19 protein-coding genes and 1 pseudogene are annotated in these 23615 nt (G+C 41.6%); 15 read left to right on the forward strand and 5 right to left on the reverse strand.

Annotated features, from left to right (window positions below; translation table 11 throughout):
- Nucleotides 1-16: 16 nt before the first annotated feature.
- Nucleotides 17-1069, forward strand: a complete 1053-nt coding sequence (locus HNR31_RS13715) for a galactitol-1-phosphate 5-dehydrogenase (protein ID WP_181556787.1) — start codon at nt 17-19, stop codon at nt 1067-1069.
- Between the two features lie 272 nt (nt 1070-1341).
- Here the strand turns inward: HNR31_RS13715 and HNR31_RS13720 are convergent, their stop codons facing one another.
- Complete coding sequence (locus HNR31_RS13720) at nt 1342-2244, reverse strand: LysR family transcriptional regulator (protein WP_181556788.1); 903 nt, start codon at nt 2242-2244, stop codon at nt 1342-1344.
- Between the two features lie 131 nt (nt 2245-2375).
- Here HNR31_RS13720 and gltB point away from each other — a divergent pair, with 131 nt between their 5' ends.
- The 3 genes from gltB (at nt 2376) to HNR31_RS13735 (ending at nt 8852) form a co-directional block, all read left to right on the forward strand.
- Complete coding sequence (gene gltB / locus HNR31_RS13725) at nt 2376-6938, forward strand: glutamate synthase large subunit (protein WP_181556789.1); 4563 nt, start codon at nt 2376-2378, stop codon at nt 6936-6938.
- A 49-nt stretch (nt 6939-6987) separates the two neighbouring features.
- Nucleotides 6988-8469, forward strand: coding sequence for a glutamate synthase subunit beta (locus tag HNR31_RS13730; protein WP_181556790.1), 1482 nt, complete (start codon nt 6988-6990; stop codon nt 8467-8469).
- Nucleotides 8470-8633: 164 nt separating this feature from the next.
- Nucleotides 8634-8852 carry a hypothetical protein gene (locus HNR31_RS13735; protein WP_181556900.1) on the forward strand — a complete coding sequence of 73 codons (219 nt, stop codon included), beginning with the start codon at nt 8634-8636 and terminating at the stop codon, nt 8850-8852.
- 141 nt (nt 8853-8993) lie between these two features.
- Here the strand turns inward: HNR31_RS13735 and HNR31_RS13740 are convergent, their stop codons facing one another.
- A complete protein-coding gene (locus tag HNR31_RS13740; protein WP_181556792.1) occupies nt 8994-9194 on the reverse strand; it encodes a hypothetical protein in 201 nt (66 codons plus the stop codon).
- A gap of 424 nt (nt 9195-9618) precedes the next feature.
- Nucleotides 9619-10359: an amino acid ABC transporter ATP-binding protein gene (locus HNR31_RS13750; RefSeq protein WP_181556893.1), complete on the reverse strand. Its 741-nt coding sequence runs from the start codon at nt 10357-10359 to the stop codon at nt 9619-9621.
- A gap of 168 nt (nt 10360-10527) precedes the next feature.
- Here HNR31_RS13750 and HNR31_RS13755 point away from each other — a divergent pair, with 168 nt between their 5' ends.
- From HNR31_RS13755 to HNR31_RS13770, 4 genes are all read left to right on the forward strand, one after another.
- Nucleotides 10528-10923: an alpha/beta hydrolase family protein gene (locus HNR31_RS13755; protein WP_181556794.1), complete on the forward strand. Its 396-nt coding sequence runs from the start codon at nt 10528-10530 to the stop codon at nt 10921-10923.
- 472 nt (nt 10924-11395) lie between these two features.
- Nucleotides 11396-12808 (forward strand): LysM peptidoglycan-binding domain-containing protein, encoded by a 1413-nt coding sequence (locus HNR31_RS13760; protein WP_181556796.1) that lies wholly within the window; start codon nt 11396-11398, stop codon nt 12806-12808.
- A 147-nt stretch (nt 12809-12955) separates the two neighbouring features.
- On the forward strand, nt 12956-13129 hold the full coding sequence (locus tag HNR31_RS13765) for a hypothetical protein (RefSeq protein WP_181556797.1): 174 nt from the start codon (nt 12956-12958) through the stop codon (nt 13127-13129).
- A gap of 224 nt (nt 13130-13353) precedes the next feature.
- On the forward strand, nt 13354-13686 hold the full coding sequence (locus HNR31_RS13770; protein WP_181556798.1) for a nucleotide pyrophosphohydrolase: 333 nt from the start codon (nt 13354-13356) through the stop codon (nt 13684-13686).
- A gap of 446 nt (nt 13687-14132) precedes the next feature.
- Here HNR31_RS13770 and HNR31_RS13775 read toward each other — a convergent pair.
- Nucleotides 14133-14401 (reverse strand): annotated as a pseudogene (locus HNR31_RS13775) (DNA-binding domain-containing protein); the annotation flags it as partial.
- Nucleotides 14402-14545: 144 nt separating this feature from the next.
- Here HNR31_RS13775 and HNR31_RS13780 point away from each other — a divergent pair.
- The 7 genes from HNR31_RS13780 to HNR31_RS13810 all read left to right on the forward strand — a co-directional run bounded on the left by HNR31_RS13780 (nt 14546) and on the right by HNR31_RS13810 (nt 22593).
- Nucleotides 14546-15364, forward strand: a complete 819-nt coding sequence (locus HNR31_RS13780; protein ID WP_181556799.1) for an NERD domain-containing protein — start codon at nt 14546-14548, stop codon at nt 15362-15364.
- 914 nt (nt 15365-16278) lie between these two features.
- Nucleotides 16279-17088 (forward strand): alpha/beta hydrolase family protein, encoded by an 810-nt coding sequence (locus HNR31_RS13785; RefSeq protein ID WP_181556800.1) that lies wholly within the window; start codon nt 16279-16281, stop codon nt 17086-17088.
- A gap of 562 nt (nt 17089-17650) precedes the next feature.
- Nucleotides 17651-18445 (forward strand): ABC transporter permease, encoded by a 795-nt coding sequence (locus HNR31_RS13790; protein WP_181556802.1) that lies wholly within the window; start codon nt 17651-17653, stop codon nt 18443-18445.
- 23 nt (nt 18446-18468) lie between these two features.
- Nucleotides 18469-19524, forward strand: coding sequence for a taurine ABC transporter substrate-binding protein (locus HNR31_RS13795; protein ID WP_181556804.1), 1056 nt, complete (start codon nt 18469-18471; stop codon nt 19522-19524).
- A 21-nt stretch (nt 19525-19545) separates the two neighbouring features.
- On the forward strand, nt 19546-20388 hold the full coding sequence (locus HNR31_RS13800; protein ID WP_181556806.1) for an ABC transporter ATP-binding protein: 843 nt from the start codon (nt 19546-19548) through the stop codon (nt 20386-20388).
- Nucleotides 20389-20552: 164 nt separating this feature from the next.
- A complete protein-coding gene (locus HNR31_RS13805; RefSeq protein WP_181556807.1) occupies nt 20553-21485 on the forward strand; it encodes a TauD/TfdA dioxygenase family protein in 933 nt (310 codons plus the stop codon).
- 727 nt (nt 21486-22212) lie between these two features.
- Nucleotides 22213-22593: a DMT family transporter gene (locus HNR31_RS13810; protein ID WP_181556808.1), complete on the forward strand. Its 381-nt coding sequence runs from the start codon at nt 22213-22215 to the stop codon at nt 22591-22593.
- 593 nt (nt 22594-23186) lie between these two features.
- Here the strand turns inward: HNR31_RS13810 and HNR31_RS13815 are convergent.
- Nucleotides 23187-23513, reverse strand: a complete 327-nt coding sequence (locus HNR31_RS13815) for a thioredoxin family protein (RefSeq protein WP_306465158.1) — start codon at nt 23511-23513, stop codon at nt 23187-23189.
- Nucleotides 23514-23615: the final 102 nt, after the last annotated feature.

Genomic DNA, 23615 nt, shown 5'->3' on the forward strand with positions numbered 1-23615 from the left:
AAGGATGTAAAAGGTAATGAAAGCGCTAACGTTACATGGAAAAAGAGATTTACGATACGTAGAGTCAGAGGAACCGATTATTGAGAAAAATGATGAAGTTATAATAAAAGTAAAAGCGGCAGGTATTTGTGGTTCTGACTTATCAAGATATGCCAAGTTAGGCCCTTATATTGAAGGCATGGTATGGGGGCATGAGTTCAGTGGTGAAGTCGTTGCAATCGGATCTGACGTCAGACATGTAAAAATCGGTGACCGTGTGGCAGGATGTCCCACACTTTATTGCGGGAAATGTGAGAGTTGTAAAAAAGGATTATTGTCGCAATGCAAAAAATTAACCGTCATTGGAGCTAGGCATCCTGGAGCATTTGCCGAGTATGTAAAGCTCCCTGCAGAAAATGTACTCCCTATACCCGAAACGATTGATTTTGATACCGCTGCATTTATAGAGCCCTCAGCTGTAGTGGCACATGGGTTTTACCGAACTGCAATACAACCTGGCTCAGATGTTGCCGTAATGGGATGCGGAAGTATTGGCTTATTAGCTGTTCAGTGGGCTAAAATTTTCGGTGCTAGTAAGGTGTATGCAATCGACATTGATCATAAGAAATTAAACATTGCCAAAGAAGTCGGTGCGGATGCTGTTATTCATTCAGCAGAAAAATCGGCTTATGAACAGTTAATGGACTTAACTGATGGAAATGGGGTTGATTTAGTCATTGAGTCAGCTGGTTCTCCTGTTACATCTGCTCAGGTATTTGCACTAGCGAAAAAAAGCGGACAGGTCTTGTTTTTAGGCATCCCATACTCAGACGTAAACATCGAACGGTTTTATTTCGAAAAAATCGTAAGAAATGAATTAACTGTACTAGGATCGTGGAATGCGATCTCAGCTCCATTTCCTGGGAAAGAGTGGAGTACAACCATTCAATTCATGGCCAAGGGACAAATTAATGTAAAACCATTAATCACTCATCGTGTCTCTCTTATAGAGGGACCGGAAATTTTTGAAAAACTTATAAACAAAAACGGATTTTTCGGAAAGGTTCTCTTTTATCCAGAAATATCATAATAAATAGCTATTGGTATTTTCAATAATCGAACTGACTCTCGCTAGGAACAATGGTTCCATACAAGCGGGAGTTTTTGATGTTGATACTCTAAGGAAAAAGCATTGTTTCCTATTGTATTGCAAGGATTTTCATTAGAAATCCTTCTGGATTTTATCCAGAAACAGCAACTTATTTGATTTATGTGCAAAAAATAAAGAGCAGCGCGATTCATTCGTGCTATTTATCGGATGTTTAAAAGACGGTACCAAAAGAAAAGGGGTACCGTCTCTTTTTACTGATATCTCTCTAAAACAGAGAAAAACTCTTTCACAAATTCATAAAACACTTTGACGGACGGAGAGAGTTCATGATGATTGGAAAGGATGATGCCGACGTTCCGTTTCACATGGGGGATTTCGATTGGAATTTTCACAGCGAAGCGGGGAGCCGTTTCATAAAAGGCGCTTTCGGGAAGGAGTGTGACGCCGATGCCAGCAGAGACAAGGCCTTTGATCGCATCTAAGTCTTCGCCTTCCGATGAGATGATAGGGGCAAACCCCGCTTGATGGCATGCGTCAAGCACGATTTTATGTAAAATATATCCATCTGGAAATGTCACAAAAGGCTCATTGCGCAGTTCATTCAGTACGAGACTTTGTCTTGTCGCGAGAGGATGATTACTTGGCAGAAGAGCGGCGAACGACTCGGTAAATAAAATCTCCCCCTTAATCTCCTTTTCATCGGTCGGAACGGGACCGAGAAACGCTAAATCGATCTCCCTTCTTTTTACCGCTTCCATTAAATATCTGTAAGACCCTTGGCGCAAATGGAAAGAGACATTTGGATGTTTTTCTTTAAAAGCCGATATGACCATCGGCATCGTATGGCTTGCTAAACTAGTCGGAAATCCGATTTTAATCGTTCCTCGTTCAGGATCTAAATATTCCTCGATTTGTTGCCTCGCGTAATCGATGGCCTTTAACGCTGTTTCTACGTGAGGTAAAAAATGGCGGCCGATTGGAGTCAGTTTGACATTTCGTCCTTCTCGTTCAAACAGATGCACGCCAAGTTCCGCTTCCAAATTGGCGATTTGTCTGCTGATGGCGGATTGTGCGACATGGAGTGCGTCTGCTGCTTCGGAAACGTGTTCACGTTTGGCTACTTCTAAAAAATATCGAAGCTGTCTCAGTTCCATTTTCTTTCCCCCTATGCTATTAATCGCAAAATGAGATTGATTTAATCTAAATTATATATTGTTTATATCATTTTTGAAAACTACAATTATAAATACGAAGTGTTCGGTAAACGGAATGGGAGGGAAACAAGATGAAACACTACGGATTGCCAAAAGCGCAAGGACTGTATCGTCCAGAATTCGAACATGATGCGTGTGGTATCGGCTTTTACGCTCATCTAAAAGGAAAGCCGTCTCATGACATCGTGAAAAAAGGGCTTCATATGCTTCGTCAGCTTGAACACCGCGGAGGTCAAGGAAGCGACCCAGAAACAGGAGATGGCGCTGGTATCATGGTACAAATTCCGCACGAATATTTCCGAGTGACGTGTGGAACTATGCAGCTTCCGCAAAAAGGACGCTATGGTGTTGGCATGGTGTTTTTGCCGGAAGACGAGAAAAAGCGTATGTATTATGAAACAGAGATAAATAAAATCATTGAAAAAGAAGGACAGACGTTATTAGGATGGCGAACTGTTCCTGTAAATGTCGAAAAACTTGGAAAACTCGCGAAACAAAGCAAACCGTTTGTCCGTCAAATATTTATCGGAGCGAGCGATGATATTCAAGGGGAACTTGCGTTTGAGCGCAAATTGTATGTCATTCGCAAACAGGCAGAAAAGCTCGTTCAAGACAATGAATGTTATTTCGCCAGCCTGTCAAGCCGGACGATTGTGTATAAAGGATTGTTAACGCCTGAACAATTGGATGAGTTTTATGTCGATTTGCAGGACGAGCGATTTCAATCGGCGTTTGCCCTCGTTCACTCTCGCTTTAGCACAAACACGTTCCCTAGCTGGGAAAGAGCACATCCGAACCGCTATTTAATTCATAACGGCGAGATTAACACGCTGCGGGGCAATGTCAACTGGATGTTGGCGCGCGAAAAGCAGTTTGTTTCCGAGCTTTTTGGGGACGATTTGCAAAAAATTACGCCGATTTTAGATATGAATGGAAGCGACTCGTCGATTTTGGATAATGCGTTTGAATTTTTCGTTTTGGCTGGGAAAAAGCTGGCGCATGCGGCGATGATGCTCATTCCGGAACCGTGGTTTTGGGATAACGAAATGGATGAGGACAAAAAAGCATTTTATGAGTATCATAGCTGTCTAATGGAGCCGTGGGACGGCCCAACAGCGATTGCATTTACAGATGGAAAGCAAATCGGAGCGATTTTAGACCGCAACGGCTTGCGACCAGCGCGTTATTATGTAACCAAAGACGATTATATTATTTTCTCGTCCGAAGTCGGCGTGATCGATATCGATCCGGACAACGTGCTGTACAAAGACCGCTTGAGTCCAGGAAAAATGCTTTTCGTTGATTTAGAACAAGGCAGAATCATTTCCGATCAAGAAATTAAAGAAGAAATCGTCAAAGAAAAGCCATATCGTCAATGGTTAAACGAACAGATGATATCGCTAAAAGAGCTGGACGTTCCAGAAAATACGGAGCCGGTCCAAAATCTCGTTACGATGCAAAAAGCGTTCGGCTATACGTATGAAGATGTGGAGAAAACAATCATTTCTATGGTAAATGAAGGAAAAGATCCGACTGGCGCCATGGGGATGGATACGCCGCTCGCCGTTCTGTCAGACCGTCCGCAAAGCTTGTTTAACTACTTTAAACAACTGTTTGCGCAAGTGACCAACCCGCCGATTGACGCGATCCGCGAATATATCGTGACATCAACGATGACGCTCCTTGGCAAGGAAGGAAATATTCTTCATCCAGATGCAACGGCTGCCCGCCGCATTCGTTTAGATATGCCGATTCTTTCCAATGAAGAGCTCGCCGCATTGAAAACAAACCCGTATCCAGAATTTCGATGTGCGACAATTCCAACGTTATTTACCGACGATTTGAAAGAGGCGCTCGATCGCCTTTGCGAAGAGGCGGAGAAAGCGATGGAAAACGGCGCGGTGCTTCTTGTTCTGTCTGACCGTGGTGTGGACGAACATCATGTCGCCATTCCGACGCTTCTTGCTGTAAGCGCACTTCATCAATATCTCGTTCGAAAAGGAACGCGAACGAACGCAAATATTATTGTCGAGTGCGGCGAAGCGCGAGAAGTTCATCATTTTGCCGCTTTAATCGGATATGGAGCGGATGTGGTGAACCCGTATTTGGCGCTTGAAACGATTCGCAATGCGGTCGAGAACGGAATCATTTCGGTTTCGTATCACGAAGCGGTGGACAAATATAAAAAGGCGGTTACTGATGGCGTTGTGAAGGTTATGTCGAAAATGGGGATCTCGACCGTACAAAGCTACCGCGGTGCGCAAATTTTTGAAGCGGTCGGCATCGGTGATGACGTCATCGAGCAATATTTTACCGGCACAGCATCGCAAATCGGCGGTATCGGCTTAGCAGAAATTGCTAAAGAAGCAAAACTGCGACACGCGGCTGCGTTCCAAACGACATATCAAGACGAAACGCTTGATCCGGGCAGTGAACTTCAGTGGAGACGAAACGGAGAACATCACGCGTTCAATCCAAAAACGATTCACACGCTTCAATGGGCATGCCGGAAAAATGATTACCAGCTCTTTAAAGAATACTCGAAGATGGCAAATGAAGAACGCATGACGTTTTTGCGAAATTTGTTTGATTTTGATGAAACGCGAACTCCAATTCCGATTGAGGAAGTCGAGCCAGTCGAATCGATTGTGCGCCGCTTTAAAACAGGGGCAATGTCTTACGGTTCGTTAAGCCAGGAAGCCCATGAAGCACTCGCCATTGCGATGAACCGCATCGGCGGAAAAAGTAACAGCGGCGAGGGAGGAGAAGATCCGAGTCGTTACGTTCCCGATGAAAACGGAGACTTCCGCAGAAGTGCCATCAAACAAATTGCATCCGGTCGATTTGGTGTAAAAAGTCATTATTTAGTTAATGCAGACGAATTGCAAATTAAAATGGCGCAAGGAGCAAAGCCGGGCGAAGGAGGACAGCTGCCTGCCAACAAAGTATATCCGTGGATCGGAAAAGTGCGTGGCTCTACTCCAGGGGTAGAATTGATTTCACCTCCTCCGCACCATGATATTTATTCGATTGAAGACTTGGCGCAGCTTATTTACGATTTGAAAAACGCCAATAGGGATGCACGGATCAGTGTGAAACTCGTTTCGAAAGCAGGTGTCGGAACGATTGCATCCGGCGTTGCGAAAGGAAATGCTGATGTTATTGTCATTAGCGGTTATGACGGCGGTACAGGTGCATCGCCAAAAACGAGCATTAAGCACGCTGGACTTCCATGGGAACTCGGTCTTGCGGAAACGCATCAAACGTTGATGTTAAATGGCTTGCGCGACCGTGTCGTTCTCGAAACAGACGGCAAATTGATGACCGGTCGTGATGTGGTGATGGCCGCATTGTTTGGTGCCGAAGAATTTGGCTTCGCAACAGCGCCGCTTATCGTTTTAGGGTGTGTCATGATGCGGGCATGTCATCTTGATACTTGTCCTGTTGGTGTCGCGACGCAAAACCCAGAGCTTCGTAAAAAGTTTATGGGAGAACCAGAACACGTCATTAATTTCATGTACTTTGTCGCTCAGGAAGTGCGTGAAATTATGGCACAGCTCGGTTTTCGCACCATCGACGAAATGGTCGGAAGAGTCGATGTATTAAAAGTGAGCGAACGCGCGAAAAAACATTGGAAAGCGAAGCATTTGGATTTATCACGCTTACTTTATCGAGTCAATGGACCACGGACGTTTGCTCGTCCGCAGCAACATAAAATCGAAGAAACACTCGATTACAATGAGATTTTGCCAGCAATCGAACCTGCGTTACAACGCAAAGAAAAAGTTGCACTGCATCTTAATATTCGCAACGTTCATCGCGCTGTCGGAACGATTTCGGGAAGTGAAATATCGAAACGATACGGGGAAGAAGGACTTCCAGACGATACGATTCGTCTTCATTTCACAGGATCTGCCGGACAAAGTTTTGCCGCATTCGTTCCAAAAGGAATGACGCTGACTCTAGTTGGTGATGCAAACGACTACGTGGGCAAAGGTCTTTCGGGTGGCAAAGTCATCGTTTGCCCGCCGCAAGAAGCGTCGTTTGCTTCTGGGGATAACGTCATCATCGGTAACGTTGCTTTCTATGGAGCGACAGCCGGGGAAGCATATATTCGTGGACGCGCCGGCGAACGGTTTTGTGTACGAAACAGCGGTGTGAATGCAGTCGTCGAAGGCGTCGGTAATCACGGTTGTGAATATATGACAGGAGGTCGCGTTGTCATTCTCGGTTCGGTCGGAAAAAATTTTGCGGCGGGAATGTCGGGAGGAATTGCTTACGTGCTCGCTGATCAGGAAGAGCAATGGCAAAGAGCGGCAAATAAAGAATTAGTTTTGTTTGAACGTCTTGAAGACGAAGAGGAAATAAATGAAGTCCGTCAAATGATTACGAAGCACTACCAATACACAGGAAGCACGAAAGCTGCTCACCTATTGGACAATTGGGATAAGTATGTCGCAAAATTCGTAAAAGTGATTCCGAGAAACTACAAATTGATGATTGAAACAATTAAAGCAATGAAACAATCTGGTCTTTCTCACGATGAGGCGATGATGGCCGCATTTGAAGCGGTGGCGAAGCAAAAAAAACCAGCAGCAAACGGACGATTAATGCTGGAAGCGGTCGCTAAGTAAAGCGATCGCTTCGCCAACCGTTTTTTATGAAAAAGGAGGGGAAACGATAATGGGAAAAGCAACTGGTTTTATAGAATATGCGCGCGAAGCAGAGAAAAAACGTGATCCGCTTTCCCGCCTAGACGATTGGAAAGAATACACGTTTCCGTTTTCCGATGAAACGCTCGCAAGACAAGGCGCCCGCTGTATGGACTGTGGAACTCCTTTTTGTCATATGGGACTTGAATTGAACGGTTTAACATCGGGTTGTCCGATCCATAATTTAATTCCTGAATGGAACGATTTAGTCTATCGAGGCAGATGGAAAGAAGCGCTCGATCGACTGTTGAAAACGAACAACTTTCCAGAGTTTACTGGAAGAGTATGTCCAGCTCCGTGTGAAGGTTCCTGTACAGTAGCGATTTCCGACCCAGCCGTCGCCATTAAAGGCATCGAACGTGCCATTATTGATAAGGGATTTGCGGAAGGATGGATTCAGCCGAGAATTCCGAAAAAACGAACAGGGAAACAAGTGGCGATTGTCGGCTCTGGTCCCGCGGGTCTCGCATGCGCTGATCAGCTCAATCAAGCGGGTCATTCAGTAACGGTGTACGAGCGGGCGGACCGAATCGGCGGATTGTTAATGTATGGCATCCCGAATATGAAACTCGAAAAAGAAATTATCGAGCGGAGAGTCCGACTTTTAGAAGAAGAAGGGATTATATTCGTAACGAATACGGAAGTTGGGAAAGATATCACAGCCGACGAGCTACGCTCTCAATATGATGCCGTCGTATTATGCATCGGCGCGCAAGAACAGCGCGATCTTGCGATTGAAGGAAGAGAACTTGAGGGTGTTCATTTTGCGATGGATTATTTAACAGGCGTGACGAAAAGCTTGCTTGATTCGAATTTTGCCGATGGCAACTTTATCGATGCGAAAGATAAGCATGTCATTGTTATTGGCGGCGGTGATACGGGTGCCGACTGTGTTGCTACTGCCCTGCGACAAAAATGCAAAAGTGTAGTGCAGTTCGGCAAACATCCCGCCTTACCGAAAGAACGGTCAGAAAATAACCCGTGGCCGCAGTTTCCGCTTGTATTTACACTTGATTACGCCTATGAAGAAGCGAAAGCGAAATTCGGCAACGATCCTCGTCAATATTGCATTCAGACGAAAAAAATTGTTGGAGATGAGCACGGGCGAGTCAAAGAGCTTCATACGATTCAAATGGAAAAAATCATCGATGAAAACGGCAAAGCGGTATTCAAAGAAATTCCGGGAACTGAGCAAGTTTGGCCATGCGATTTAGTATTTATCGCCATTGGCTTTGAAGGTCCAGAGCAGCCTATTTTGCAGCAATTTGGGATCGAAACCGTCAACAAAAAAGTCAAAGCGCCGTACGGCAAATACACAACAAACGTCGAAGGAGTATTTGCTGCCGGAGACGCCCGCCGAGGTCAAAGCTTGCTCGTATGGGCGATTCACGAAGGTAGAGAAGCCGCGAGAGAAGTGGACCGCTTCTTAATGGGAACGACGAATTTACCATAATGGATGGGGAGGAGGGTGAGTCAAAAGGTACTAAAAATTTCCTTTTAGGGGTTACCTTCTTCTCTTTTAAAAAAAGAGAATCGCTCCATATGATAAAATTGAAGTGACCAAACAACAACCACCGAAGGAGCGATTCCCTTATATTTCCTCCAATTGATTATAACATGAACCATCCCGTTCTGCGACTAGCTTTAGAAATCCTCAATCCTGAACATCATCTCGCACGAATCGGTGGAACAGCCCGACGATTCCATTTTTTTGATCGAAAAATCGCCTATGGCTTTGAACGGGTTCTCACAGGAGAACTCCAACAAGAGTCATTGGAGTTAGACGAACCATTAGAGCAGAAGCTTGTAATCTCTAAAGAGATCGAGAAACCATGAAGAAGATGGATGAGTAGTTAAAAAAGATCTCTTCAATAAAACGCTAAAGAAAGCGAAAAAACAGTTAAGGGAAGACCCTCTCCCGCGGAAACAAAAATATGAGTAAGAACGAAATAGTTTTTCCAAAACGAGGATCTAGTGTCATTTCCTTGCGGTGGGCCATTCTTGAATTTTAAATCCAACTGTTCCGTTTCCGTTGATGTTACCTTGCTTAGTATACGGATGCGTTACTAACGGAGGAACAAGATCTGTGTCAAACCAGTTTATAACGGCGCTCCACTTGGCAAGCCGATGAACGAGCTTCGTATCTGAAAGCGGTGTTTTTTCCGCCGAATTTAGCACTACTGTACATTCTGCGGCAACCAAAGTTAGGAAATTAATCGGTAAAAGATTATGATAGCTTTCGAGCAGAAGGAACAATAAGAATGTTTATTAAACCCAAATGATCGACCAGAAGTGAACAACATGGAAGAGTTTGTAGATATACTCTTAAAAGTTGGTGTTGTGTTTATGATTATTTTCTCTTTTTTGATATTTGTAATAGTAGAAGCCGAAAAAAATAACTTTGTAGAATGTTTCTCCAGCATGGTTATTTTAAGGAATGAAAATTTTCCTTCCTGAATTTTATTTAATTTGCTGAATGATATGTGGGCAGGTACTGCTCCGTACTGGTGTATGGATACTCAACTATCCTCAGAAACTTAAACGACTTTTTAAGTTTTTTAAACAATATTTTTGTAAATTTATAATTCAATAACCATTCCTCTTAATGATCCACCTTTTTAATAAAGGTTTTTGTCCGTTCTTCCTTCGGATTATGGAAAAACTCTTTCGGATGACCTTCCTCTACAATGATTCCGCCATCCATAAAAATGATGCGGTCTCCAACTTCTTTGGCAAACTTCATTTCATGAGTGACTAACACCATCGTCATGCCTTCTTCAGCCAATTCGCGGATGACATTTAGTACTTCACCGACCAACTCGGGATCGAGAGCAGATGTTGCTTCATCAAACAACATCGTTTTTGGTTCCATGGCAAGTGCCCGTGCAATTGCCACACGCTGCTGTTGTCCTCCAGATAATTGACTTGGGTAATAGTTCATTCTTTCCGCCAACCCTACCTTTTTTAAATATTTTTCTGCTGTTTCACGAGCGGCTTCTTTTGATTTCTTACGGATTTTCATCTGTGCAGCCATTACATTTTCCAGTGCAGTCATCGTTGGAAATAAGTTAAATCGTTGAAAAACCATTCCTATTTCCGTGCGAAGGGCAGCTACATGTTTTTCGTTAAGTTTTTCATTCGGCTTTGCAAAATAATGTCCATCAATCTTAACTGTTCCTGATGTAGGAATCTCTAGAAAATTAATACATCGTAGAGGTGTGGATTTTCCGGAGCCAGAGGGACCAATAATGACTACTTTCTCTCCCTTTTTTACTGTCATATTAATTCCTTTTAAAATTTCATTCGATCCAAATGATTTTCTCAGATCACGCACTTCAATCATCGCATCACACATGCCGGGTCAGCCTCTTTTCCATGATTCGGACAATCTGTGCTAAAGGTAAGCTCAACACGAGATAAGCAAGAGCTAGAATGGTATAAGATTCTATCGTTAAGAAGGTTTGGGAAGCATAAGCCTGTGTGCGGAGTAGCAATTCACTGACTGTAATAAATGCTAATTTACAAGCAGGAGCAGTGGCGTCGCCTCGGTTTTTCCTCCCTTGACGACTTTTTGGTAGGGTTCTGGGACAACTGGTTTCTCCCAATGGACCAAAACAACCTGTTGTGTATGGCTTGGAAATGGCAGCGCGGCGATGTTAGCCGTAACACTGGCGGGGACTTGAAAGCGGCACTGGGGCAGATCAAAGCCAAGGTATATGTGATGCCTTTTGAAGAGGACATGTTCTTTCCTGTCCGGGACTGCAAAGCGGAACAGGAGCTGATCCCCAACAGCGAACTGCGGGTTATTCCTAGCCTGTGGGGACAGTTCGCCATGATGGGGCTGTTTGAGGAGGAGAGGGACTATATTGATGCCCAGTTGAAGGAACTGTTGGCCACTCCTGTTTGAGATAAGTGCTTGTACCCAGCGTACAGAACCGTTGACAGTATAAATTCTGTTAGTCTTAGAAGGAATCAGAGTTGAAACAGCACTGGTTTCTTTTCTTGTGTGCCCAGCATGAGCGTAGCCTATAGGGGGATGGCGTTATTCAAACTGTTTGCCCAAATCGTGTACGGCGATAAATACGTTTGATAACCTCTAGAAATCTCCTCTATTCCGACTGAAATTGCTTTTCCACCACGGAAAAAGGATGTTCTCTTTTGCTCGATAGAACGGCAATGAGTAGTTCTCGGGTTCGACTTCGACGTTCATCATACAAACTAATCGTTACGATGGACTTCCCTCCCTTATATCTTATCTTTGCCGTGCATCATTTGTATTTGAATGTAGTTAGACTCTGTGTTGGGTTTTGTTACTAATAAAAGCACGTGAAAGGAATATAGTAGATATAGATAAAATGAATTGTTAGGGAGAGATGCGGATGCAAATCCATGTGGTACAAAGAGGGGAAAACTTATGGCTTATTGCACAGCGTTACGGCGTTACCATTAATCAAATTGCAACTGCCAACCAGTTGGCAGATCCAAATCGTTTGGTCGTTGGCCAAGCACTAGTTATTCCAACACCTTTCAAATATCATACCGTCCGTTCAGGAGAGACACTATGGATGATCGCCGGGCGGTATGGAACATCGGTTGAGGCTATCATTCAAGCGAATAGAATCAGTCATCCTTCCCAGATTTATCCTGGAACCGTTTTAGTTATTCCTCCAAGAACTCATCCTGTTCAGCGCGGGGAGACGTTATCTCAAATTGCTCAGCGCTATGGCACTACCGTCCAAGAAATCATGAGGATAAATCAAATTACAAATCCGAATCTCATTCATCCTGGAACGATTTTATCTATCCCTTTTTACAAGCCAGCTATTGAGGTAAACGCTTTTACAATTCACAAAGGGGAAGAAGCGGCAAAGCTAGTCCGGGAAGTAGGCCGCCATTTAACTTACATGTCTCCTTTTGCTTACATTATAAAGGAAGATGGTGGACTGGATTCGATTAATGACACCGCGATCATTCAAGCTGCAATAGCAGAGAAAGTGGCTCCCATGATGGGTATCACGAATTTTACGTACAAAGATCCCGGTTCCCGGTTGGCGCGAACAATTCTTTCAAGTACTAATCTGCAAAATCGATTGTTAACCAATATTGTTAATACGATGAAGGAAAAAGGGTATCGGGGTTTAAACATTGATTTTGAAAATGTCTATCCGGCTGATCGCGAGTTGTATAATCAATTTCTGCAGCGTGCGGTTGACAGACTTCATCCGGAAGGGTATTTTGTTTCCACCTCCGTTGCCCCAAAATTCAGCGGCGAACAAAAAGGGCTTTTGTATGAAGCGCATGACTATCCTGCACATGGAAGGATTGTTGACTTTGTGATTCTTATGACGTATGAATGGGGGTATAGACTAGGGCCTCCTCAGGCGATTTCACCGATCCATCAAATCAGACGTGTTCTTGATTACGCCGTCACTGTCATTCCTAGAAACAAAATTTTTATGGGCTTCCAAGTGTATGCCCGCGACTGGCTCCTTCCTCATGTACAAGGACAAGAGGCAGAAACGTTTAGTCCGCAGGAAGCTGTTCAACGGGCGATTCGATATAAAGCGACTATCCAATATGATCAGACAGCTGAATCGCCGTTTTACCGGTATGTCGACAGTCAGGGGCGCACCCATGAAGTCTGGTTTGAAGATGCCCGCAGCGCCCAGGCCAAATTTGACGCGGTGAAGAATTATGGTCTGCGCGGAATTAGCTACTGGGTCCTTGGTTATCCATACCCGCAAAATTGGCTATTACTTGAAGACAATTTTCAAATTCGTAAGATTTTATAAATCTCCTGTTTCAATGAGCGGGAGGCTTATAGTCTAAAAAGAAAAGGAGCAATGTAAACGGAAAATTTCCGATAACATGCTCTTTTTTATTATTCTAAATTCACAAAACTAAATCTTCAATAATCCCCTCGAAAGGCTAGGTTCCTCATGTCAAAAGAATCCTTCCATTTGAAAATGGATTTTATGTTTAAACAGCTGTTTGGCTATCCGAGACGGAAATCCATTACGATTGTGCGTTTGGATAGTTTGCTTAATCGAGTGATCCTTGATCGCATCGCCGATTTGCGTTACGAAAATACCGAACTCAAGACGGCAAGATGAGCCGATTGGACAGCGCCAAGCAAATCAATATCAAGATTCAGGTGATTCGCCAGCACGATATTTTGATGCTTTTTCGGCATATTTCTACATTTTTTATTTGTTGTTCGTTAAAATGAGGAAGACCATATTTATTCAGATAGAGTGATCATTCCACTTATCTTGTGAAAGTTGCGGTGATTTTGCAACACAATCAAATTTTTGATAAAAGTTCAGAGGTGATCATATTGAAACACTTACAGAAAAAAATCATTGAATTTCGTGATGCGCGTAATTGGAAACAGTTTCATACCCCAAAAGATTTAGCGATTTCGTTAAGTTTAGAAGCAGGGGAATTGCTAGAAAATTTCCAATGGAAAAGCAGTGAGGAAGCAGTTCGAGAGAGTTTTGAAAATATGAAGGAAGAACTCGCAGATGTAGTAATTTATGCACTTTTGCTTTCTCATGAATTAGGGATTGATTTAGAGGAGGCCATTATGGATAAAATGAAGAAAAATGAACAAAAGTATCCAATTGAGAAATCTTTCGGATCGAAAAAGAAATATACTGAGCTGGAGTAGAGAAGTAGTGTATTAGATGATAATGTCGAAAGGCCTTCCTTTCGAAAAAATAAAAAGAACCCAGTGACTTCATGTTGTAAGATAGAGATATTTGACAGAAACCTCAGTCTTACATTCCGTAAATGGAGGATGAAATTACAAGAGGGTAAATATCTTAATAATATACGAAAAAAAGGGAGTCAATTTCATTCTTAATTCAAGAGGATTAATTTAGAAAAAGTATGAATTATAGCGGGGGATGCAGCTAAGCTTTTTCAGAAGACATGACATAAGTGCCTGTACATTGCGATCCTAAAAATAGACAGTATAAAATCGGTCAAGTAGGAGGAATCAGAGTTGAAACTGCTCTGGTTCCTTTTTGCTTTTTGTGACAGGATGAGAAGGGGAAAATATAGCCGTTTTAAGTGGGGGGACCAAGATTGATACTAATAAGACTCACTATCTTATTATTCTTCCATGTAAAATGCTACATTATTAATCCAGCATTTCGTTATCTTCTCGTTATTCTCTAATTCCTGCATACGCAGGCGAATTTTCTCGAAATCGAATAAGCGTGGGGGGAAGTGATTGAAGGGAGGGATGGTGTATAGTCAGTTAAGCCAAGCGAAGACAAGTGGGTGAAAGTACGGCGTGTCCGTTGCTCCATGGCGCGGCTCTCTTTTTGTAACGAATTCTCATCTTGGTCACCATGCATCTGCCACAATATATGCGTATATCATTCTTTGAGCTGTGGCAAATTTTTTGTTTTTATCACATGATTCGACAGGATTCCCTACAAACATTGGATAATATTAGTATAAAAAGACTCGTTTGTAGGATTATAAGGTAATTGAAAAATAGAGAGGAGGAAGTATGAAACATGAACTTTTCCTTGTTCGTTGAAATGTTTTATCCGCTTCTTTTTTTGTTTTTGCTGGCTTTCTTTATCAGATGGATCAAATCTCGAAGGGCTAACTGGGTTGGTTTGTTCGGGGAATACCGCATTCGTAAAGAAATCGAAATGATTGAAAAAACTTACCCTAGCAAATATAAGGCATTTCATGACCTTTACATTCCGAAAAAGGATGGTTCCACTTCTCAAATCGATCATCTTATTCTATCCGAACAAGGTTTATTTGTCATTGAAACGAAAAATTATAGCGGTTGGATTTTTGGAGATGAAGCATCAAAATATTGGACTCAAGTGATTTACAAACGAAAAGAAAAGTTTTTAAACCCGATTTGGCAGAACAAAGGTCATATAAAAGCTTTAAAGGAATGGCTGGGAGGAGAGGTTGCGCATATCCCTATTTACTCTATCGTTGTATTTATGCCGCGAGCTAAATTGAAATCGGGCATTCATTTCACCCAATCTCATGTCATTTACCCTAAACAGTTAAAACAAGTGCTTGAGAAATATCGGACAAAAGTGATCGATAATGAAACAAAACAATATTTAGTTCAAAAATTAAAGACACTGCTTGTTAAGGATAAACAACAAGAAAAAGAAATGAAAAAACAGCACATTCAATCGATTCAAACTAAACAAAAGCATATCAAAGAACATGTACAACAAAATCGATGCCCCAAGTGCGGAAGCGCTCTTGTGTTAAAAAAAGGGAAATATGGAAGTTTTAAAAGTTGTAGTAACTATCCAAAATGTAGGTTTACGCAAAAAGCTTTCTTGAACATGAAATAATTCCTTGGGGAATCTGGATGATTTGGGAGTCATACACGACGATATACAGGCTTTCATATTTGAGTTCCTCCCAATGCCTGAAGAGTCTCTGAAGCCGAGAATCATTGATTTCCCTGGGACATGAACCTCAACCTTGCTTTGTCAACGGGGGGATCTGGTCGCTCAGCAGATCGGAAAGGGTGGTACGGTCAAGTATGTCAGCCGCTGTGTCAAGGAGCAATGCCAATAACGTTTGAGCGAACATCGCGCTTTTAGCTGACAAGGCTTATAGGTGGCTATGATGACTTAGACTATGGGTGCTAGCAAATCTTCTAGGCGGCGAATCACATCTCGAATGCAATCACGTGTGGCGGTATGCGAAGGGAATAGCTACCGTGCTCCCTCGCTTGCTTTTGATATATCCGTATCTTTAATTACAGGAGAATTTGCTCCAGATAATTGACGGGCATGAGGGTAGCGGCTGCAATGCCGCTGACTACTAACACCCAATCAGATGGCTCGTCTAATACCAACATATTCCTCTTTTCTCGAAAGTTTCAATCCATCATCTTCTACCTGAAAGTGTAGAGCAAAATAGCCGCAATGGAATCAGTGTATTCCTGATTAATCCGATTTATTTATTAAGTACATATTTAAAATAGATTTGCTGGTTGAATGCAGCATAATTGTATATGTCTATCGCTAGGCAAGTGTCTCATAAGAATTCGATACTGTTTGGCGAAAGGAAAAATTTTTTACAGAATGGGTTGACAAAAGGAAGAAAGGACAGGTACGATGTAAATAAAGTTATATATCATTGTATTCCGATTAATTTAGTATGAATTTATTTAGCTGACTGGACCGCCAGAGGCCCTCTGACTTGTGGCAATCCTGCCGGAAGGGGAGGGCCTTTTATTGGCAGAGGGGGGATCGGTTTGGAACAATTTATTCACATTCCAAGTGGAAATACGAAATTGGCGGCAACGATTCATTATCCTGCCCAGCGGCAGACTGCGGAAAGATATCCGCTCATCATAATCTGTCACGGATTTCTAAGTACGCGGATCGGGGTCGATCGGCTATTTGTACAGACCGCGCGCCATCTTGCGGAACACGGATCCATCGTGGTGCGTTTCGATTATGGAGGCTGCGGCGAGAGTAGCGGAGACTACGGAAAGTTGGAAATGGATGATCTGATTCAACAAACCAAGGATGTGATTGATTCAGTTTTGTCATTGGAACTGGTGGACCGGAGGCGACTGACGCTGTTGGGGCATAGTCTGGGTGGAGCGGTGGCGCTGTTAACCGCTGTGGCGGATCCCCGCGTTCAGTCGCTCGTGCTGTGGGCGGCGGTAGCAAAACCGTTTACCGATATTACACGAATTGTCGGTGAAAATTTGCTCGCATCCTCTCCAGATGGAGGGGTGGATTATTGCGGCTATCGACTTACCCGCCAATTTTTTGAATCGTTGTCCAGACATCAGCCATTGGTTCAGACGCATCATTTTTCTGGAAACGTATTGTTGGTTCACGGAACCGATGATGAGGAAATTCCGGTCGATTACTGCTTCTTATATGAACGGGCATTTCGGCTTCGAAACAAGGGGAAATGTGACAAGGAGGTTATTTTGGGGGCCAATCATACGTTTTCTTCGATCCAGCACCGCGAGCGGTTGCTGCATGTCACAACCAGCTGGCTCGATGCAGAACATCGTGATATGAAAAGATCCAATCAGGTGATTTGAGTAGGAGGCAAGACGTCCCGTATTGAACCTTTTGCATGACGCTGGGATTAAAGTGGATACAAAATGGAGTAAGAAATACATACAATCATCTTAAGAAGTAAGTCGATTGTGAGCTCTAAAATGAATAAAGGCAATGGCTGAAAAGGGGGATGGCACTCATAGCATGAATGTCACCCCTCTGTTTTTTCCAACACGCAGATTTTGATACGGATATACACTGGCTAGTATAAGATGAATAGTTACAACAATGGATATGTGAAAAAAATAAAGAAATAGTGTTTGGGGTATTCATCGGCTATTTCCCGATTTTGAGCAGTCTTGAAGGGATCTGAAGCCGTGTTAAAAGGAATTTTTTCTCTTATATTGTCGTTCTTGGTGAGATTGAACTTTAGAACTCAACAAGACTAGAAAAAAGTATTGACAAAGTAAAAACCACTTGTTACCATATATCCAAGTAATCATATTGGAATTTAAATATTTATAACCAGCCTGCAGAGGTTCTCTTAAGTTTTTTGCGAAAAGGGAACTTTTTATTCAAACTTCATAGAGAAGGGGATATAAAATGGCTCCGAAATTTGTATGCAAAAAACAAGTACTTACTAGAGGGATTTCGATAATCAGCATTGTCCTGATACTGATCATTTGGACAGTAAGTACAAATTTAAAATGGGTGGATCCTGTTTTTCTCCCAACTCCCCAATCTGTTTGGAAAGCATTTTTAGAGTTAATAAGAGACGGATATAAAGGTGCTTCGTTAAGCACTCATATACTAAATAGTTTGTACAGGTTATTTTTGGCCTTAATTTTAGCCTTTTTCACGGCCGTGCCATTGGGAATGTTCTGCGGGATGTCAAAATATATACTCGCGATTTTTGATCCAATTATTGAATTTTACAGACCTCTTCCTCCATTAGCCTACTACGCCTTACTTGTTTTATGGCTAGGAATTGATGATAAATCGAAAATTGCGCTTTTATTCTTAAGTGCTTTTGCTCCTTTGTTTATTTCAACTGTATCTAGCGTACAGCGCGTACCACAAGATCGTATAAATGCAGCATTGTCTTTAGGAGCTTCAAAACCGAAAGTCCTCTTATACATAATTCTCCCATCTTGCTTACCAGACATCATAACGGGGTTTCGTACAGCCATTGGCGTTACGTATGCTACATTAGTTGCTGCTGAAATGGTAGCAGCTACCTCAGGGATTGGATGGATGGTATTAGATGCGAGTAAATACCTGAGAAGCGATATTGTTTTTGTAGGAATCATTCTAATGGGAGGAATCGCGATTCTTATGGATGGCATCATTAGATTGTACCAGCATATTCAATTTTCTTGGGTCGGAAAACAAGATTAACAAAGTATATCAGGAGGAAAAAGATGATATTTAAAAGGGAAGTAAACACGATATGGATTATTTTGCTATTCGTTATATTTAGCGCAATAACCGGCTGTTCTAGTCAAGAAACATCTACTGCAGCAAAAAATGGTGAATCGCCTCCATCTAGCAGTGCGCCAAAAGAGATTAGATTAGGATACCAAGTTTCCCCAAATGGAGAACTCTTAGCAAAGGCATTAGGTTTGCTAGAGAAAAAGTACCCCCGTATTAAAATTAATTGGATTAAATTTGATTCCGGACGGGATGTTAATAACGCAATGGCAAGTGGAAGCATTGATTTTGGTCTTGTTGGTACTCCTCCCGGCTCAATAGGGATCGCAAACAAATTGCCTTATCAAGTGTATTACCTTCATGATATTATTGGCGAAAGTGAAGCGTTAGTCGTAAAAAAAGATTCTGGTATTCAATCTTTAAAGGATTTGAAAGGTAAGAAAATCGCTACCACATTTAGTTCGACATCTCACTTCAGTTTACTGGGAGCCTTAAAGGCAGAAAACATCAACCCTGAAAAAGATAGGATAACGCTTCTTGATATGCAGCCCCCTGATATTTATGCCGCTTGGAAGCGAGATGATATAGACGGCGCTTATATTTGGCAACCTACACAGACAAAGTTAATCAATGAGGGAGGCCGCGTTATTGTTACATCAAAGGATTTGTCTGAAAAAGGCATTGTAACTGGTGAATTTGGAATTGTGAATAAAGAGTTTGCGAAAAAATACCCTGAAATTGTAAAAGGCTATATCTCTGTTTTAGATAAGGCGGTGCATTATTATCGGGACAACCCTAAACAAGCATCCCAACTTCTTTCTAAAGAATTAGGGTTATCTCCTGAAGAAAGCTTAAAAACAATGAAACAAATTATATGGCTGGACGCTTCTCAACAAAAGGATTTTTTGGGGGAACCAGAGAAACCGGGAAAGTTAGCCAAAATATTAAAAGACACAGGAGATTTTATGGCTAAACAGAAAAACATATCGTCTTCCCCTAGCCTAGCTGTTTATCAACAAGCTCTATTAAGCGATCTTTACAAATAACATGAATAGAGAGGGAAGTTTATGTATGTAAGCACACCTGCCAAAGCACGTTCAGAGATGCTTAATAATCGCACATTAATAGAATTAAAAAATATTAGCTTATATTATTCAAACGAAAATAACGGTCTTCCTATATTGGACAATATAAATCTTCAATTAGACGTCAACGATTTTGTGTGTTTATTAGGTCCGTCAGGTTGCGGTAAATCTTCTTTATTAAATATATTAGCGGGTTTTCAGAAACCAACTACAGGTGAAGTAATGATTAACGATAAACCGCATACCGGCCCAAGTCCCAATGTGGGAGTAGTCTTTCAACATCATAATCTTTTTCCATGGATGACGATTGAAAAAAATATTGAATTTGGTTTAAAGATGAAATCTGTATCAAAATCAGAAAGAAAAAGACTCGTTTCTTACTATTTAAATCTTGTAGGGCTAGAGTCTTCTGCTAAAATGTTGCCTTACCAGCTCTCTGGAGGCATGAAACAGAGAGCATCCATTGCAAGAACATTAGCTACCGATCCACAAGCTATTTTAATGGATGAACCTTTTAGTGCATTAGATGCCTTAACGCGGGAAAACATGCAGATCCATCTTCTTGAACTTTGGAAAAAAACAAGAAAGTGCATATTTTTTATTACTCATGATGTAGAAGAAGCCCTATTGCTAGGAAAGAGAATTTTAGTTATGCATTCTAAACCGGGGAGAATCGTCGTAGATTTGCAAAATCCGTTATCACAGTACAGTCAATCCGTCCAAGAAATCAAACATTCTAAGGAATTTAGTGATCTACGATATTATTTAATTTCCACTATAAGAAATAGTAAAGCAAATAATACCGTGTTTGGAATGAACCATTAATTGTTTCAATGGTCTAGTAGTTCAATTAAACATTATAGAAATGCAGATTGATGGTTCGATACACCAGTTATTCGAGCGTTTTTTCAACCAACTTAAACGCCTTGTTGATGTTGGGTTTTCAATCTATATATTCAACTTTTCATACTGTTGAAAGGAGCATGTGTATGTCTGAAATTAATACCCATTATTCTCGACCACTCAAGTTTGAAAATCGCGAAGATTATGTAGGCCCACGTATTTTACGACGTCTACCTGAAGGTGTGGAGGAGCGACCGTATTTGTTATTTGAAGTCAGACCATTAAGTCCAATCATAGGTGCTGAGATTATCGGAGTTGACTTGAGAGAACCAATAACTCCTGAGCTACAAGCAGAATTGAACCGTGCACTATTAGAGTGGAAGGTTCTCTTCTTTCGCAACCAAAAAATCACTAGCGAACAGCAGCGAGCATTTGCCCGGCTGTGGGGAGAGTTAGAAGTTCACCCGTTTTTTCCAATTGAAGAAGGTCAATCAAAAGAAATTGTCCGCTTTTCTAGGGATCATAAGCAAGGCGGTTACGAGAACATCTGGCATGCCGATGTGACCTTTCGAGCCAATCCTGCTAAAGCAGCTGTATTAAGGCTGATTGAAGTTCCTCCTATTGGTGGCGACACGCTATGGGCCGATATGGGTGCCGCGTATGACAATTTACCTGACGAGATTAAGGAGCGTATCGATAACCTCACTGCTATTCACGATTTCACCCCTTCTTTCAGCCATTTAATGACACCAGAAGAGTTAGCTATTAAACAGAAAGAATTTCCACCTGTTGAACACCCAGTAGTTCGAACCCACCCAGAAACAGGCCGGAAAACTCTGTTTGTGAATCCATCCTTTACTACGCGAATCGTTGGGCTTGAGCCAGAGGAGAGTGAGCAACTACTTCAGTACCTGTTTCGCCAAGCTCACATTCCTGAGTACCAGGTCCGTTTTCATTGGGAGAAGGACACAGTCGCCTTCTGGGATAACCGTGCGACTCAACATTACGCCGTTTCCGATTATTACCCTCATCCTCGCAAGGCTGAACGGGTAGCAATCGTTGGAGACCGCCCATTTTAAACATTGTTAAAATCATTTAAAACGAATGGAACCTAAAAAGGTTCCATTCGTTGTGTTTGTGTAATTATGAATATGCCGCAAAACTCATTACGGAGTTCATCATTTCAAATAATTCTACTTTTAAAAAATTTAGGGTAAAAAGGTTAGCTAACTATATATTTAAAGAAATCTTTACTAAAGAAACATTAAATTTTTACGTCATTTGATCGACTGTCTTAACCGATTGGCTATTTCCGGCGTTTTTGTAGACTCTCCAAAAGTTCCAAATGTTTCTACCTTTTCACTCAAGAATAAGATAAATTAAAAAAGAAGGAATCATTTTATCTCCTATCTTCGAATCGAAATGATATCGTGGTGACTCTGAACTGTTAGAATGGAAGAGGGAGTTTGCGCTTGGGCACGGCGTGTGGCATCCAAAAAGTCAAACCAGCTGCGGCTGTGGAACAGTGCGTATCTTTGTATCTTTTTTCTTTTCTCTCATCCATCGTAGAAACTAGGAAGAAAGCAAGAGTGCCTATGGTCAAGTGATTTCTAGTTTCCTAAAAAACAATTCGGACAATGGTTGTTTCAGTTCCACAACAAGGTTGAGCAGACATTTAATCAGTTAAAGAACGCCGGACTTATGGGTTGAATTATGCGTTCTTATGCAACAAATTTGAGTATTTGTTATAATTTTACAAAACCATCTAAATGAATTCATTTTCTATTCAGGGGAGGAGGAGAGTCAATGAGTTGGGTTTTCCTTTTATTAGGAATTGTTTCGGAAGTTTTAGGTACAACCTCTATGAAGATGTCAGAAGGATTTACGAAGTTGATCCCTTCGATTTTGATGTTTGTTTTTTATGGAACAAGTCTTACTTTAGTAACATTAGCACTCAAAAAGATTGATGTAAGTATTGCTTATTCCATATGGTCCGGACTAGGTACAGCTATTATTGCAGCGATAGGAATTTTATTCTTCAAGGAACACTTTTCCTTATTCAAGATGCTGGCAATACTAATGATTATTGTCGGTGTTATTATGTTGAATATAAGTGGAGAAGTACATGAAAAAGAAGCATCTTCATCGTATCTGCAGATAAAAAGGAATGGAAATGGCGAACAGTGACAGGTACTGTTCGCCTATTCATCTTCATAAGGGGCGAAGTGGGGGGCAATCGATCAATCTGTATATAACGTAGTGAACACTCAATTTGGCAAAATCTTGATATATCAACATTTTGCAAACGTAAAACGTCTTCTCAAATAAGATTCTTTACCTCGACAAAGGAGAGAGTGCTCACTTCGTACAGATCGGAATCATTTTACACGACCCCCGAACTTGAAATGTAGAGTTTGAGTTTTTGTAAGCACAAGCAACAGAGGTTATTAAAAAAGTAATTTGACGATGAAAGTTGTCCCCCGACTTGGACGCTTTCAACATCCTTGAGTGAAATAGCCTTTGCAAGGAAATCTTGCTGACATGTACATAAAGAAGATTTGCCATGCAAGAATATTTTCGATGTACACGAGATTTCGCTAACATTCAAACACAATGGTAGAAAAGTATCTTTCTTGTATCCATATTATCGCAGGTGGACAGATTATAGAAAAGGAGAGCTGTACTATTTCAGTAATCTGCTCTAAAGTGTCTGACACTACTGATCATTCAAAATGGATAAAAGACAACCATCTTCTTCACGAGACGAAGTGAGAGGTTGTCTATTGCTGTGTTAAAGAATAAACTTTTTTCACTTTTTCTCGAAACTGCTCAACATGAACAAACCGGGCTTCGCGAAGAATTTCTTTTCCATCCACATATAAAATGATAACGGGGACAGTAAATATGGAAAGATGTCCTGCGATTGCCGGGACATGATCGGCATTGACCAAAGAGAGTTGAATCTTTGGAAAATCGCCCATGACTTCTTTGATTTTGGGCAGCAAGGCATGGCATACACTACAATTTGTTCTGGATATATATAAGAATGCTAAATGGTGATTGCTTACAAAATCATCGACTTCTTCAATGGAAAATAGCTCATTCATGACATTCAAAATTTAGTCTCCTTCCGTAATAAAATAATTTTTTATCATTATAGCATAGCAAATTAGCTATACGAATCGTTGGAGTATGATGTGCTATGTGAC

This window comes from Thermaerobacillus caldiproteolyticus, assembly GCF_013761245.1.
GTDB lineage: Bacteria > Bacillota > Bacilli > Bacillales > Anoxybacillaceae > Thermaerobacillus > Thermaerobacillus caldiproteolyticus.